Source organism: Streptomyces sp. NPDC057702, from assembly GCF_042799315.1.
Classification (GTDB): Bacteria; Actinomycetota; Actinomycetes; order Streptomycetales; family Streptomycetaceae; genus Streptomyces.
The window spans coordinates 161,893-177,405 of the sequence record NZ_JBHVJC010000014.1 but is presented as its reverse complement, the minus strand read 5'-3'; the positions used below and the strand labels follow the sequence as shown (position 1 = coordinate 177,405).

Here is a 15,513-nt window from a genome sequence, read left to right as displayed (position 1 = left end):
GCCGGCGGCCGGGCGGCGACGGGCGCTAGGAGGTGGGGCGGCCCGTGGGCGTGGCGTCGCGGGGCGTGGGGGCCGGGCCCTGCGCCGGCAGGTGGCCCGTCTCGTGGCCGGGCGCGGGGGCGGTGAGGATGCGCGGCAGCGCGTACGGGTGCTCGTCGCGCAGCCACACCAGCAGCTTCTCGCGGATCTCGCAGCGCAGCGTCCACAGGTCGTCCGCGTTGCGCGCGGTGGCCAGCGCCCGCACCTGGATCGTGCTCGGCGTGGTGTCGGTGACCAGCAGGTTCCAGGCCCGGCCGTCCCACGCCGCGCAGTCGTCGAGGATCTCCCGCAGCCGCTCGCGGAGCTGCGCTATCGGCGCCGCGTGGTCGAGCTGGAAGAAGACGGTGCCGGTCATCTGCGCGCCGCCGCGCGACCAGTTCTCGAAGGGCTTGCTGGTGAAGTAGGACACCGGCATCGTGATCATGCGCTCGTCCCAGGTGCGGACGACCAGGTAGGTCAGCGTGATCTCGTGGACCGTGCCCCACTCGCCCTCGACGACCACCGTGTCCCCGATGCGCACGGTGTCGCCGAAGGCGATCTGGAGCCCGGCGAAGAGGTTGCCCAGGGTGGACTGGGCCGCGATACCGGCGACGATGCCGAGCACACCGGCCGACGCCAGCATCGAGGTGCCGAACGCGCGCATCGCGGGGAACTGGAGCAGCATCACCGCGGCGGCCACCACCCCCACCACGGCCGTGACCACCCGCTGGATCAGCGTGAGCTGGGTGCGCACCCGCCGGGCGCGCGCGGGGTCACGCCGCCCCAGGGCGTACCGCGCGTAGCTGGCCTCGATGATCGCGGCGGAGATCCGCACCGCCAGCCAGGCCAGCATCACGATGACCACCAGGGTGAGCACCAGGCCCACCGCGTCCCAGTGGTCCTCGTCGCTGAGCAGGTGCGTCTCCCGGTACGAGCCGTGGATCAGGCTCGTACCGAGCGCCACCTGGAACGGGAAGCGACAGCGGCGGAGCAGCCCCCACAGCGGCGTCTCGGGGTGACGCTGGTCGGTCCTGCTCAACAGCCGGTCGACCAGCCAGCCGATGATGACGGTGAGTGCGACCGAACCGCCGATCACGATCAGCGGTCGCAGCACGTCCTCCATGAACTCCTCAGCTCCTCTTCGGGTCGTCTTCCGGGATCACCGCCCGCCACCGTAACTGGCACGATGGGGTGAGAACGAAAGAGCGATAGGGATGTGACTGCCGTGGCCCGGTCATCGACGATTGTGCTGTTCCACTCCGCGTACGGGCTGCGGCCCGCCGTGCACGAGGCCGCCGAGCGGCTGCGCGCCGCCGGGCACCAGGTGCTTGTGCCCGACCTGTACGAGGGACGAACCTCCGAGACCGTCGAGGACGGCATGGCGATCAAGGAGGAGATCGGCAAGGACGAGCTGCTGGTGCGGGCCGTGCGCGCGGTGGCCCCGCTCTCCGACCGGGGCCTGGTCTACGCGGGGTTCTCGCTGGGCGGCTCGATCGCACAGACCCTGGCCCTCGGTGACACCAGGGCGCGCGGCCTGCTCCTGCTGCACGGCACGTCCGACATCGCCGAGGACGCGGCCACCGACGGGCTGCCGGTCCAGCTGCATGTCGCCGATCCCGACCCGTTCGAGCCGCACGACTGGCTGAACGCCTGGTACCTGCGCATGGGGCGGGCCGGCGCGGACGTGGAGGTCTACCGCTACCCGGGCGCGGGCCACCTCTACACCGACCCGGAGCTGGCCGACTACGACGCGGAGGCCGCCGAGAACACCTGGAAGGTCGCGCTGTCCTTCGTGGACGAGCTGACGTGAGGGGCGCCGGCGGGCGCCGGGTGCGGGGGCCGGGCGCTGACCGCGTGGACGCCGGCGCCGCACCCGGTGGCGAGGGCCACGCTCGGGTGCGGCGCCGGGGGCTCGCGGGGCGGGGTCAGCGCACCGGCTCGCTGGCCCGCTCCACGCGCTGGGTGCCCGATCGGGTGCGGTACGAACGGGCCCACGAGGTGGTGGCGTTCGGGTCCCTGCGGTCGGAGACGGTGTAGTAGTCCATCTGCGTGCGCTCGTCCGTCACGTCGAGCACGCCGTACCCGTGCGAGTCCATGTCCAGCCACTTCACGTGCCGGTTGGCGGCCTTGATCGCGGCGACGGCGGCCAGCGACAGGGTGTGCGGCGCCACGTGCAGCAGGTCGTCGATGTTGTCCGAGGTCACCGAGGTGACCACGAACTCGGTCGCGGCCGAGGGCGACAGCGGGTACGTCGCCGCCTTCGTCGGCACGTCGTTGGCCCAGGCCATGTGGATGTCGCCGGTCAGGAAGACCGTGTTGTCGATGCCGCGCTCGCGCAGGTGGGCCAGGAGCTCGCGCCGGTCGTCGGTGTAGCCGTCCCACTGGTCGACGCTGGGCGCGATGCCCTCCTTGGGCAGACCGAGGAGTTCGACCAGCGGGCGCAGGATGTGCGCCGGCAGCGAGCCGAAGGCGAACGGGGAGATCATCACCGAGGTGCCGACCAGCTTCCACCGCGCGTTCGAGGCCGCGAGCCCGGACTTGAGCCAGTCGAGCTGGGCCCGGCCGGTGATCGTGCGCTCGGGGTCGTCCACCGAGCCGCTGCCGGTCTTGGCCTGCTCGGAGCGGAACGAGCGCAGGTCGAGCAGGTGCAGGTCGGCCAGCGAGCCGAAGCGCAGCCGTCGGTAGGTGGTGCCCTCGATGCTCGGTCGGACCGGCATCCACTCGAAGTACGCCTGCTTGGCCGCCGCCACCCGCCGCGTCCACTCGCCCTCGGCCTGTGGCGTGTGGTTCTCCGCGCCGCCCGACCAGGCGTCGTTGGCGAACTCGTGGTCGTCCCAGATCGCGATGACCGGGTGCGCCGCGTGCACCGCCCGCAGGTCGGCGTCGGTGCGGTAGTGCCCGTGCCGGGTGCGGTAGTCGGCGAGGGTGAGGATCTCGTGGCGTGGCTCGTGCTGGCGCACGACGTACTTGGCCGCCGGGTAGGTGCCCGTGCCGTACTCGTAGAGGTAGTCGCCCAGGTGGAGCACGGCGTCCAGGTCGCGGCGCGCGGCCAGGTGCCGGTACGCGGAGAAGTAGCCGGCCTCCCAGTTGGCGCAGGAGACCACGCCGAAGCGCACGTTGCCGTCCGAGGCGTCCGGGGCCGGGGCGGTCAGGGTGCGTCCGACCGGCGAGCGCGCGTCGCCGGCCGCGAAGCGGTAGTAGTACGCGGTGGCCGGCCGCAGCCCGCGCACGTCGGCCTTGACGGTGTGGTCGCTGGCGGCGGTGGCCCGGACGGTGCCGCGCGCGATGACGGTGGTGAAGTCCTTGGACTCGGAGACCTCCCACGCGACGTCGAGCGCCGCCCCACGGCCGGAGCCGGGCACGGCGTCCGGGCTCGGCGTCACCCGGGTCCACAGCAGTACGCCGTCGGGCAGCGGGTCGCCGGAGGCGACGCCGTGCAGGAAGGCGGGGCCGGCGTCGGCGGCGTGCGCCGAGGGCAGACCGGTCAGCGGGAGCAGGGCCGCGGTGGCCGCCACGGCGGTGCGGCGCGACACATGGGATGCGCGGGGTGCGCGTGCTGCGGGGGATATGTCGGAAGAGGTGTTTTGGGAGGTCACGGCGGTTGACCATACTGGTCAGTAGCCGCCGAGGTAAGAGCGGCGGACGGGTGAACCCCGAGAGTTCGCCCGCCCGCCGTCGTCAGGTCGCCCGTGCGCTGACTACTTCTTCAGGTTCGCGTCGACCACCGCGGTGAACTGCTCCGGCGACATCGGCGGGTTGTCGCCGCCCACCGTGAGCTTCTTGCCGTTGAGCTGGAAGGCCGGGGTGCCGGTGATGCCCTGGTCCTTGGCCTTGTCGAAGGACTTCGACATCTCCAGTGCCCACTTGTCGTAGACCCCGTTGTTGACGGCCTTCTCGAACTCCTTGTTGCCCTTGAGCGCGTCGACCTTCTGCGCGAGCTCGACCAGCCGCTTGTCGTCGGAGAACTCGTCCTCGCGCTCGTCGGGGTGGTTCTCCGCGGCGAAGAGGACCTTCTTGTACTCCAGGAAGGCGTCCGGGCTCACGTTCAGGGCGGCGCCCAGCGCGCTCAGCGCGTTCTTCGAGCCCGAGCCGCTGATCTGCGGCTGCTCGTCCAGGAAGGTGCCCATCGTGAACTGCGCCTTGTACTTGCCGTCCTTGATGTCCTTCAGGACGGTCTCGCCGGTCGCCTGCTCGAAGCTGGAGCAGACCGGGCACCGCATGTCCTCGTAGACGGTGAGGGTGTTCTTGGCTTCCTTCTTGCCTATGACGACCTCGGTGCCCTTGTCGCCGCCGGAGTTGGCCGGCTTGGCGAACGTCCTCTTCTTCGCCTCGTTCTTCCACTCCTTGTTGCTGACCTTGGTCTCGGCGCCCTCGTTCATGTTGGCGATGGCCACGCCGATGCCGCCGGCCACGGCGAGGACGGCGACGATGGAGCCGCTGACGACGAGCTGCCGACGCACCTTCTCCTTCTTCGCCTGCTTCTCCCGCTCGGCGCGCAGCCGCTCGCGGGCCGCTGCCTTGTTCTGCTGGTTGTTTCGCTTGCTCATGGCTGTGTCTTCTCCGTCGTCGTAGATCAGGGGGCGGGCGCGGGCGGCCGGTGAGCACCACGGGCGCCGGCGCGGGCGCGCCGGTGGCCAGGGGTGCGCCCGTGACGCGCGGGATCGCCGGGCCGCCGCGTGGAGGCGGCGGGCCGCCGGCTACCGGGGGGCGCGTCGGGGCGCTGTGCTCAAGCCGCGGTGAGGGCGGCCGGGGGCCCGCGTCGGACGACGGAGTGCAGCAGGAGTGGCAGGCCCGGCGCGGCCAGGGCGCGGCGCGCGGGGCGGCCCGGCGAGCGGGGCGGCAGGTCCGCCTCGGTGACGAAGGCCACCAGGAGCGGGCGGAAGGCGAAGGAGGCCAGCGCCCGCACCAGCTGCACCAGCGCGGCCTCGCCCCGGCGCAGCCACGCGGCGGCGACCAGGCCGATCGCCACGTGCGCGGCGAGCAGCAGCCAGGGGGCGGCCGAGTCGGTGCCGGTGGAGACGGTGACGGCGGCGCTGCCGCTGTCGCCGGTCATCTGGGCCAGCGGGGAACCGACGTCGCCGCCCCGGCACAGCAGGTCGACGCCCATCGTGCGCAGCGAACCGGCCACCGGGCCGCCCGCCGGCCCGTAACAGGCGTGTTGGCCGACGGTGAAAACGGTGTCGGCGGCCAGTTCGAGGGGGACGAGCAGAGCGGCGATCGAGCCGTAACCGCGCTCGCGACCCGCCAGCGCGTACGCGATGCCGAAGACGGCGACGCTCAGCAGCAGGACGGTCGTCAGGGGCAGCGGGGCGCGCGAGAGCAGCACGTGGGATGCCGCGGACAGCGTCACGCACAGCGCTGTGAACAGCGCCGCGCGTACCGCTCGCAGTCGTACCGCCGATATGTCCATCGCCCGAGAGTGTGCCACGGCCGCGGATAAGTGGCGTGTCAAGATTCGGCATCTCCGCGCGGATGCCCGCACTCGCCCCGCTCAGCCGCCCACATGTGACTCATGTCACGTACGTGCGGCGTCCGCCCCGGCCGCCACCACGTGCCGTACGCGTGGCGGTCGGGGCGGCGCGGCCGTCCGCGACCAGGACCGCCCGGCCCGAAGGCTAGAGCCGCGCGTCGACGGCCCTGGTGAAGTCCGCGACGGTGGTCGGCGGGCCCACACCGCCGCCGCCGGACAGGAGCTGGCCGTCGAGCTTGACCGTCGGCGTGGACGCCACCCCGCTCGTGTCGAAGGACCTGGACATCCGGTACGCCCACACGTCGAAGGTGCCGGTGCGCACGTGGCCCTGGAACGCGGAGTTCGCGGCGAGCGCGGGAACCTGCTCGGCGATCTTGAGCAGATAGGTGTCCGAGGAGAAGGTGTCCGCGCCCTCGGTGGGGTGGTTGCCCTGGGCGTACAGGGCCTTCTTGTAGTCCAGGAACGCCTCGGGGCTCACGTCTAGGGCCGCGCCCAGGGCGCTGAGGGCGTTGCGCGAGCCGGAGCCACCCATGGTGTTGTCGAGGAAGGTGGCCAGCGTGAACCGCGCCTTGTACTTGCCGTCCTTGATGTCCTTGATGATCGTGGCGCCCACGTTCTGTTCGAACTGCGCGCACGGCGGGCAGCGCAGGTCCTCGTAGAGCTCCAGGGTCGCCGTGGCAGCCGGCTGGCCGATGACGACCGTGGTGCCGTCGGTGCCACTGCTGTGCGCGGGCTTGACCAGCTCGCCCTTCGGCGGCTGGGTACCGCCGGTGCTCGCGCCGCCGCCGGTGCCCGTGCCGCTCCCGCTCTCCTCCCGCGAGCCGCCGCCGACGGTCCCGGTGGCCTCGGGGTTCTCGGAGCTCTGCCCGCCGCCGCCCCCGATGAGCTGCCACTCGGCGGCGTCCCGTTGGCGTTCGCGGGCGGCGCTGTCGCCCTGGTCGCCGTCGTCGCTCCCGCCGCCGAGCACGAGCACCCCGGTGATCGCCAGCGCGACCGCGACCACCGTGGCCGTGATGACCAGCGTCGTGCGCCGCTTCGCGGCATCGGCCACCGGCGGCGCCCCGGGCGGACCCCACGCGCCACCGGGCCCCGGCGGCGAGCCGGGCGGCGGGCCGGCGGACGCCGGGCCGGGCGCCGACGCCGGCGCGTACGGGCCGGGCGGGGCCGGATAGGCCGCCGGCGGCGGGGGCTGCGCGGGTGCGCCGGGCCGCTGGGGGTCGGGTGCGCCGGGCTGCTCGGGCGCGGCGGGCTGCTCCGGTGCGGCGGGCTGCTGAGACGCGGCGGGCGTGCTCGGCTGCTGGGGCTGGGCCTCCGGCGGCGCCGGGTGCGGGGCGGGAGGCGGCGGACTGGAGGGCGGGCCCTGGGGGCCCTGCTCTCCCTCGGGCTGCGGACCTGGCTGCATGGCGAGTCACCCTAGCCGGGCCGGACGGGAGTTCGGGAGCGGTTACCGGCCGCGCCTCGGCGCGGCCGCCGGCCGGTCACGCGCGCCGCACCCGCCGGGGGCGGGCCCGTCACAGGCCGGGGATGGCCCCGTTGCGGAAGAGGTCCACGAAGATCTGGTGGTCGGCCCGCGCGCGGGCGCCGTAGGAGTGGGCGAAGTCGACCAGCAGCTCGGCGAAGCCGGCCTCGTCGGCGGCGATGGCCGCGTCTATGGCGCGCTCGGTGGAGAACGGCACCAGCGAGTGGCCGCTCTCGTCGTCGGCCGCCGCGTGCATGGTCGCGGTGGCCCGGCCCAGGTCGGCGACGACCTGGGTGATCTCGTCCAGGTCGTCGATGTCGGACCAGTCCAGGTCGACGGCGTACGGCGAGACCTCGGCGACGAGCTGTCCGGCGCCGTTCAGCTCGGTCCAGCCCAGCCACGGGTCGGCGTGTGCCTGGAGCGCGCGCTGGGAGATGACCGTGCGGTGCCCCTCGTGCTGGAAGTAGTCGCGTACCCGCGCGTCGGTGATGTGCGCGGAGACGGCCGGGGTCTGCGCCTGCTTCATGTAGATCACGACGTCGTTCTCCAGGGCGTCGCTGTTGCCCTCCAGCAGGATGTTGTACGAGGGCAGGCCCGCGCTGCCGATGCCGATCCCGCGCCGGCCCACGACGTCCTTGACGCGGTAGGAGTCGGGCCGGTCCAGGCTGGAGTCCGGCAGCGTCTCCAGGTACCCGTCGAAGGCCGCCAGCACCTTGTACCGGGTGGCGGCGTCCAGCTCGATGGAGCCGCCGCCGTCGGCGAAGCGGCGCTCGAAGTCGCGGATCTCGGTCATCGACTCGAGCAGCCCGAACCGGGTCAGCGAGCGGGCCGCGCGCAGCGCGTCCAGCAGCGGCCCGTCCGCGGTGTCCAGCGTGAAGGGCGGCACCTCCTCGTCCTTGGCGCCGGAGGCCAGGGCCGCGATCCGCTCCCGGTAGGCGCCCGCGTACGTCCGCACCAGGGAGCTGATCGCCTCGTCGCTGAGCGCCTTGGTGTAGCCGATCAGCGCGAGCGAGGCGGCCAGGCGCTTGAGGTCCCAGGTGAAGGGGCCGACGTACGCCTCGTCGAAGTCGTTGACGTTGAAGACCAGGCGGCCGTTGGCGTCCATGTAGGTGCCGAAGTTCTCGGCGTGCAGGTCGCCGTGGATCCACACCCGGCTGGTGCGCTCGTCCAGGTAGGGCCCCGCGTCGCGCTCGGCCTCCAGGTCGCCGTAGAAGAGGGAGGCCGTGCCCCGGTAGAAGGCGAACGCGGAGGCGGCCATCTTCCGGAACTTGACCCGGAAGGCCGCTGGGTCGGCGGCGAGCAGCTCGCCGAAGGCGGTGTCGAAGACGGCGAGGATCTGCTCGCCGCGCTGTGCGGCCCGGCCGTGCTCGGTCGCCATCGCTGGGTCCTCCTGGGATGCGTCGCGGGGAACTGCTGTTCCGCCGGTCCAACGCGCGGGGCCGGCCACGAGTGCCCCGTCGCTGTCAGTGCTCCGAAGTAGACTTCGGAGCCATCTTTCCCTCCTGGCTCACCCCTCGGGGAGGAGGGGAGGGCATCCGTCACCCACTGTTCCGCCGGAGGTCTTCCATCGTGGCCAAGCCGCCCTTCACGCATCTGCACGTGCACACCCAGTACTCGCTGCTCGACGGTGCGGCGCGGTTGAAGGACATGTTCGACGCGTGCTCGAAGATGGGCATGTCGCACATCGCGATGACCGACCACGGGAACCTGCACGGCGCCTACGACTTCTACCAGCAGGCGACCAAGGCGGGCATCACGCCCATCATCGGGATCGAGGCGTACGTCGCGCCCGAGTCGCGGCGTAACAAGCGGCGTATCCAGTGGGGTCAGCCACACCAGAAGCGCGACGACGTCTCGGGTTCGGGTGGCTACACGCACAAGACGATCTGGGCGGCCAGCAAGACCGGACTGCACAACCTCTTCCGGCTGTCCTCGGACGCGTACGCGGAGGGGTGGCTGACGAAGTGGCCCCGGATGGACAAGGAAGTGATCGCCCAGCACGCGGAGGGGCTGATCGCCTCGACCGGCTGCCCCTCGGGCGAGGTGCAGACCCGGCTGCGGCTCGGCCACTTCGACGAGGCGCTGAAGGCGGCGGCGGAGTACCAGGAGATCTTCGGCAAGGGCCGGTACTTCCTGGAGCTGATGGACCACGGCCTGGACATCGAGAAGCGGGTCCGTGACGGCCTGCTGGAGATCGGCAAGAAGCTCGGCATCCCCCCGCTGGTCACCAACGACTCGCACTACACCTACGCGCACGAGGCGTCCGCGCACGACGCGCTGCTGTGCATCCAGACCGGCAAGAACATCTCCGACCCGGACCGCTTCCGCTTCGACGGCACGGGTTACTACGTCAAGTCCACGGACGAGATGTACGCGGTGGACTCCTCGGACGCCTGGCAGCAGGGGTGTGCCAACACCCTGCTGGTGGCCGAGCAGATCGACACCACGGGCTGGTTCGAGAAGCGCGACCTGATGCCCCGGTTCGACGTTCCCGAGGGGTACACCGAGGTCACCTGGTTCCAGGAGGAGGTGCGGCGCGGCATGGCGCGCCGCTTCCCCGGAGGTATTCCGGAGGACCGCCAGAAGCTCGTCGAGTACGAGATGGACATCATCATCCAGATGGGGTTCCCCGGCTACTTCCTCGTGGTCGCCGACTTCATCATGTGGGCGAAGAACAACGGCATCGCGGTGGGCCCCGGCCGGGGCTCGGCGGCCGGCTCGATCGTCTCGTACGCCCTGGGCATCACCGACCTCGACCCGGTCGAGCACGGGCTGATCTTCGAGCGGTTCCTCAACCCCGAGCGCGTGTCCATGCCCGATGTCGACATCGACTTCGACGAGCGTCGGCGCTCGGAGGTCATCCGGTACGTGACGGAGAAGTACGGGGCCGACAAGGTCGCCATGATCGGCACGTACGGCACGATCAAGGCGAAGAACGCGATCAAGGACTCCTCCCGCGTGCTCGGCTACCCGTACGCGATGGGTGACCGCATCACCAAGGCCATGCCCGCCGACGTGCTCGGCAAGGGCATCAACCTCGACGGCATCACCAACCCCCAGCACCCGCGCTACAGCGAGGCGGGCGAGGTGCGGGCGATGTACGAGAACGAGCCGGACGTGAAGAAGGTCATCGACACCGCCAGGGGCGTCGAGGGCCTGGTGCGGCAGATGGGTGTGCACGCCGCCGGCGTGATCATGTCCAGCGAGACCATCACCGACCACGTACCGGTGTGGGTGCGGCACTCCGACGGCGTGACGATCACCCAGTGGGACTACCCCACCTGCGAAGACCTCGGTCTGCTCAAGATGGACTTCCTGGGTCTGCGCAACCTGACGATCATGGATGACGCCGTCAAGCTCATCAAGCGCAACAAGGGCATCGACATCGAGCTGCTCTCGCTGCCGCTGGACGACCCCAAGACCTACGACCTGCTGTGCCGTGGCGACACGCTCGGCGTCTTCCAGTTCGACGGCGGGCCCATGCGCTCCCTGCTGCGGCTGATGAAGCCCGACAACTTCGAGGACATCTCCGCCGTCTCGGCCCTGTACCGGCCGGGCCCGATGGGCATGAACTCGCACACCAACTACGCCCTGCGCAAGAACGGCCAGCAGGAGATCACGCCGATCCACCCGGAGCTGGAGGAGCCCCTCAAGGAGGTCCTCGGCATCACCTACGGCCTCATCGTGTACCAGGAGCAGGTGCAGAAGGCCGCCCAGGTGCTCGCCGGCTACTCGCTGGGCCAGGCCGACCTGCTGCGCCGGGCCATGGGCAAGAAGAAGCAGGAGGTCCTCGACAAGGAGTTCATCCCCTTCCAGAAGGGCATGCGCGAGCGCGACTACTCCGACGAGGCCATCCAGGCGGTGTGGGACGTCCTGGTCCCCTTCGCCGGCTACGCCTTCAACAAGGCGCACTCCTCCGCGTACGGCCTGGTCACCTACTGGACCGCCTACCTCAAGGCCAACTACCCGGCCGAGTACATGTCCGCGCTGCTCACCTCGGTGCGCGACGACAAGGACAAGTCGGCGATCTACCTGAACGAGTGCCGGCGCATGGGCATCAGGGTGCTGCCGCCCAACGTCAACGAGTCGGAGGCCAACTTCGCCGCCCAGGGCGACGACGTGATCCTCTTCGGCCTGACCGCCGTGCGCAACGTCGGCCAGAACGTGGTCGACTCGATCATCCGCAGCCGCAAGGCGAAGGGGAAGTTCGCCTCCTTCCCCGACTACCTCGACAAGGTCGAGGCGGTCTGCTGCAACAAGCGCACCACCGAGTCGCTGATCAAGGCCGGCGCCTTCGACGAGATGGGGCACACCCGCAAGGGTCTGACCGCGCACTACGAGACCATGATCGACAACGTGGTAGCGGTCAAGCGCAAGGAGGCCGAGGGACAGTTCGACCTCTTCGGCGGCATGGGGGAGGAGAGCGCCGACGACACCCCGGGCTTCGGGCTCGACGTCGAGTTCTCCGACATCGAGTGGGACAAGGCGTACCTGCTCGCCCAGGAGCGGGAGATGCTCGGCCTCTACGTCTCCGACCACCCGCTGTTCGGTATCGAGCACGTGCTGAACGACAAGGCGGACGCGGCGATCGCGCAGCTCACCGGTGGTGAGCACGCGGACGGCGCGATCGTCACCATCGGCGGCATCATCTCCGGCCTCCAGCGCAAGATGACCAAGCAGGGCAACGCCTGGGCCATCGCGACGGTCGAGGACCTGGCGGGCTCCATCGACTGCATGTTCTTCCCCGCCACCTACCAGCTCGTCTCCACCCAACTGGTCGAGGACACGGTGGTCTTCGTCAAGGGCCGCCTCGACAAGCGCGAGGACGTGCCCCGGCTGGTCGCCATGGAGCTGATGGTGCCCGACCTGTCCGAGGCGTCGCTGGACGCGCCGGTCACCATCACCATCCCCACCGTCAAGGTCACCCCGCCGCTGGTGGAGAAGCTCGGCGAGGTACTCACCCACCACCGTGGGGCCACCGAGGTGCGGATCAAGCTCCAGGGCGCCCGCAAGACCACCGTGCTGCGCCTGGACCGGCACCGCGTCACGGCCGACCCAGCCCTCTTCGGCGACCTCAAGGTGCTGCTCGGCCCGTCCTGCCTGGGCGCCTGACCACGGAGTCGGACCCGCGGGAACGGCGCACCGGGGGAGCGGGGAGAGGCTGGAGAGGGTAAAAGGGGCGCGTCCCGATCGGGACGCGCCCCTTTCATGCTTTCGATGCTTCTCTTCCGTGAATTCCGCTTCTTCGGTGTTCTTTTGAGTTTCTTGTGCTTATCGCGGCTGCTGTGTTCTCTGCGCCTTCGTGCGTTTGCTGTGGTTACCGCTTCGGCCGGGTGTTCGGGACGTTCCGGCGTGTTCGCGCGCGTCGGATTCCTCGCGCGAGGTGGTGCCGGTGGCGTCGCCGCCCGACATCGTCCCGACATCCGCCGGGCCGGGCCGGTGTGGCACGGGCGGCGCCCGCGCGGCGGAGGGTCAGTTGTGCCCGAAGCGGCGCTGGTGCTTACGGGCCACGTCCGTCGGGCTGCCCTGGGCCTGGCTCTGGTGCGGGGACTGGGCCTGGAGCGCGGACTTCTGTGCCTCCTGCTGTCCGCGTTCCGCGTCGCTGCCCTTCTGTCGCTGATTCCGGTCGCGCTTGTGCTTGCCCATCGTCATGCCTCCCGTGCGAGGGTTTCCCCCGGAAAACACCCTGGCACGACTATCGAGAGGCTGCATGTCGGGCAATTACCCCGCGTAAAGGGCGGGATGGGCTGGGGCGTTCCGTATCCGCCACGCCGATGATCGAGTTCGGGCTGATAACCCTCGTGGGGTCGGGCAGACTCCATGGAAAGCCGAAGCAAAATGCCGGGGCGGAGCCACGTCGGGACTGCCGCGCATGGACCGTGAGGAAAGAGGGTGACACGTGGACCGCTGCGTCGTCCTGGTGGACGCCGGGTATCTGCTGGGCGCCGCCGCGAGCCTGCTCGCGGGCGAGCCCGCCCGCTCCCGTATCACCGTTGACCACGCCGCCCTGATCAAGGGGCTGCGCGACCGCGCCGAGGCCGACACGGACCAGTCGCTGTTGCGTATCTACTGGTTCGACGGCGCCCCCGACCGGGTACCTCAGCCCGAACACCGCAGGTTGCGCGTGATGCCCCGGGTGACCGTCCGACTCGGCGCGCTGACCCGCAGCGACGGGCGGTGGGCGCAGAAGGGCGTGGACGCGGCCATGCACGCGGAACTGACCGAACTCGCTCGAAACAGGGCATGCTCTGACATCGTTCTCGTCACCGGTGACGGCGATCTGCTCCCCGGTCTGATGTCCGCCAAGGAGCACGGCGTCGCCGTCCACCTGTGGGCGGTCCAGGCCGCCGACGGCGACTACAACCAGTCCGAGGACCTGGTGGCCGAGGCCGACGAGCGGCGCGTCCTGGACCGCACCTGGATCACCCAGGCGGTGCGCGCCAAGGAGTTGCCCGGCCCGTGTGCGCCCAGCTCCGTGCCCCGCCCCGAGATCGCCGCCATCCTCTCCGCGCCGCTGCCCGAGACCGCAGCCGCCGCGGCGGCTGCCGCCGGCACCCAGCCCAGCCGCCCGGCCCCGCACAACGGCACCGCCCGCCCCCTGCCCGGCGCCGACGGGGCGGGGTCGCGCCGGGAGGGCCCGGAGCAGCCCGCGGCGGCCTCGGCCGACGGGGCCGGCGCGAGCGGCGCCACCAGGGCCGTCCCCACCCCCAAGGACCTGGCGGGCCTGGGGCGGCCCGGCGCCGCGACCACCAGCCCCCCGGCCCCGGCCCCGGTGGCCACCGCGACCCTGCGCTGGTCATCCGACCGGGGATGGGTCGAACGGGGCCCGTCCCCCGCCACCGGAGAGCCCCCCGAAACCGCCTCCATCCCCATGCTGGCCCAGCTCACCACGGCCGAACAGCGCTGGGCCGACCGCGAGGAGGACATCACCACCGTCAGCGGTGACCCCTTCGAGGTCGGCCAGGTCTTCGCCCGCCGCTGGATCGGCCGCCTCTCGGACCCCGCGCACGTGCGACAGCTCTCCACGGAGTACCCGCGCATTCCGCACCGCATCGACGGCGAACTGCTGCGGTACGCGGCCCGCTTCGGCCTGCTCGCGCACAAGGACGACCAGATCGACGAGCACGACCGGTACGCCATCCGCGCGGGTTTCTGGCGAGAAATCGACACCCGGATGGCGGCGGACCACGCCCCCGTGTCGGAGTAGCACCCCATATGGCGCCCTTCGTCACCCCCGGCCCGCGCCCGCACCCACCTCGCGAGGCTGATTCGGGCTACCACGCGGACGGGGGCGCCGGGCGCCTGGGCCGCCCCGGAGCAGGGCGACGAGGGTGGGGCGCGTACCCTCGTAGCTCGTGAGGACGGGCGCGAAGCGGCCGGAGCGCGACTCCGGGACCAGGGCGGTGGGCGGCGGCGCGGTGTGCGTGGTCCGCGGCCTCGTCAAGACGTACCCCGCAGCCCGTGCCCGCCGGGGCGCCCCGCAGGGGCCCGCCATCCGCGCCAGCGACGGCATCGACCTCGACGTGCGGCGCGGCGAGATCTTCGGACTGCTCGGCCCCAACGGCGCCGGCAAGTCCACCCTGGTCCGCCAGCTCACCGGGCTGCTCAGGCCCGACGAGGGCAGCGTCGACCTCCTCGGCCACGACCTGGTGCGCCACCCCGACCGTGCCTCGCGCCTCGTCGGCTACCTGGGGCAGGAGTCCACCGCCCTGGACGACCTGACCGTCGCGCTCGCCGCCGAGACGACCGGCCGGCTGCGCGGTCTGGACGCGCGCCGGGCCCGTACCGAGCGGGACGCGGTCCTGGACGAACTCGGCCTGGCGTCCATCGCGGGCCGGGCCATCAGGAAGCTCTCGGGCGGCCAGCGCCGGCTGGCGTGTGTGGCCGCGGCCCTGGTCGGCGAGCGCCCCGTGCTGGTCCTGGACGAGCCGACCACCGGCATGGACCCCGTCGCGCGCCGCGCCGTCTGGGCCGCCATCGACCGCCGACGAGCCGCCAGCGGCACCACCGTGCTGCTGGTCACGCACAACGTCATCGAGGCCGAGACCGTCCTGGACCGGGTGGCGGTCATGGACAACGGCCGGGTCATCGCCTGCGACACGCCCGCCGGCCTGAAGGCGCTGGTCGCCGGAGACGTACGGGTCGATCTCGTGTGGCGCGACCAGCCGCCGCTGGACGTGCCCGAGGTGGCCGCGCTGCGGGACGCCGCCCGCCCGACCGGGCGGCGCTGGACGCTGCGCCTGGCCCCCGACGAGGCGCGCGCGGTGATCGCCGCCGTCACCGGCGGGCCGGCCTTCGCGGCCCTGGACGACTTCACCCTGGCCACGCCCAGCCTGGAGGACGTGTACCTGGCCCTGGGCGGGCGCGCCGAGGGGCCCGAGGGACTGGTGAAGGCGTGAGCCGCCGACGCGACGCCGCGCCGACGGGCCCACCCGACACACCAGGGACGAGCCGACCGGGCACGTCGGGGGCCGGCCGTCGGGAGGCCGCGCCGCCAGCTGTCCGGTCGGAGACGAGAGCGGTGGGCCGCTGGCGCGGCGCGTACCAGCGGTGCCGGAGGACCGTT

11 protein-coding genes are annotated in these 15,513 nt (G+C 71.7%); 4 read left to right on the top strand and 7 right to left on the bottom strand.

The features are described 5' to 3' along the window. Window positions 1-25: 25 nt before the first annotated feature. A complete protein-coding gene (locus tag ACFVFR_RS13365) occupies window positions 26-1,141 on the bottom strand; it encodes a mechanosensitive ion channel family protein (protein WP_383700658.1) in 1,116 nt (371 codons plus the stop codon). A 93-nt stretch (window positions 1,142-1,234) separates the two neighbouring features. Between ACFVFR_RS13365 and ACFVFR_RS13360 the strand changes: the two genes are divergently transcribed. After that, on the top strand, window positions 1,235-1,828 hold the full coding sequence (locus ACFVFR_RS13360; RefSeq protein ID WP_383700656.1) for a dienelactone hydrolase family protein: 594 nt from the start codon (window positions 1,235-1,237) through the stop codon (window positions 1,826-1,828). Between the two features lie 115 nt (window positions 1,829-1,943). On the opposite strand, the gene ACFVFR_RS13355 is transcribed toward ACFVFR_RS13360, so the two are convergent. The 5 genes from ACFVFR_RS13355 to ACFVFR_RS13335 all read right to left on the bottom strand — a co-directional run bounded on the left by ACFVFR_RS13355 (window position 1,944) and on the right by ACFVFR_RS13335 (window position 8,325). Beyond that, the gene (locus tag ACFVFR_RS13355; protein ID WP_383700654.1) at window positions 1,944-3,614 is read right to left on the bottom strand and encodes an alkaline phosphatase D family protein; all 1,671 of its coding nucleotides are present in this window, start codon (window positions 3,612-3,614) and stop codon (window positions 1,944-1,946) included. A gap of 102 nt (window positions 3,615-3,716) precedes the next feature. Next, a complete protein-coding gene (locus ACFVFR_RS13350) occupies window positions 3,717-4,565 on the bottom strand; it encodes a thioredoxin domain-containing protein (protein WP_383700652.1) in 849 nt (282 codons plus the stop codon). Between the two features lie 179 nt (window positions 4,566-4,744). Further along, the gene (locus ACFVFR_RS13345) at window positions 4,745-5,428 is read right to left on the bottom strand and encodes a hypothetical protein (RefSeq protein WP_383700650.1); all 684 of its coding nucleotides are present in this window, start codon (window positions 5,426-5,428) and stop codon (window positions 4,745-4,747) included. 205 nt (window positions 5,429-5,633) lie between these two features. Continuing rightward, the gene (locus tag ACFVFR_RS13340; protein WP_383700648.1) at window positions 5,634-6,539 is read right to left on the bottom strand and encodes a thioredoxin domain-containing protein; all 906 of its coding nucleotides are present in this window, start codon (window positions 6,537-6,539) and stop codon (window positions 5,634-5,636) included. Between the two features lie 460 nt (window positions 6,540-6,999). Beyond that, complete coding sequence (locus ACFVFR_RS13335) at window positions 7,000-8,325, bottom strand: DUF2252 domain-containing protein (RefSeq protein WP_383700646.1); 1,326 nt, start codon at window positions 8,323-8,325, stop codon at window positions 7,000-7,002. A gap of 191 nt (window positions 8,326-8,516) precedes the next feature. Between ACFVFR_RS13335 and dnaE the strand changes: the two genes are divergently transcribed. Further along, window positions 8,517-12,059 carry a DNA polymerase III subunit alpha gene (dnaE, locus tag ACFVFR_RS13330; protein ID WP_383700643.1) on the top strand — a complete coding sequence of 1,181 codons (3,543 nt, stop codon included), beginning with the start codon at window positions 8,517-8,519 and terminating at the stop codon, window positions 12,057-12,059. A 360-nt stretch (window positions 12,060-12,419) separates the two neighbouring features. Here the strand turns inward: dnaE and ACFVFR_RS13325 are convergent, their stop codons facing one another. Next, window positions 12,420-12,599, bottom strand: coding sequence for a hypothetical protein (locus ACFVFR_RS13325; RefSeq protein WP_383700720.1), 180 nt, complete (start codon window positions 12,597-12,599; stop codon window positions 12,420-12,422). Window positions 12,600-12,846: 247 nt separating this feature from the next. On the opposite strand from ACFVFR_RS13325, the gene ACFVFR_RS13320 reads away from it, so the two are divergent. Continuing rightward, window positions 12,847-14,154 (top strand): NYN domain-containing protein, encoded by a 1,308-nt coding sequence (locus ACFVFR_RS13320; RefSeq protein WP_383700641.1) that lies wholly within the window; start codon window positions 12,847-12,849, stop codon window positions 14,152-14,154. Window positions 14,155-14,365: 211 nt separating this feature from the next. Continuing rightward, on the top strand, window positions 14,366-15,346 hold the full coding sequence (locus ACFVFR_RS13315; protein WP_383700715.1) for an ABC transporter ATP-binding protein: 981 nt from the start codon (window positions 14,366-14,368) through the stop codon (window positions 15,344-15,346). The last annotated feature ends 167 nt before the right edge of the window (window positions 15,347-15,513 follow it).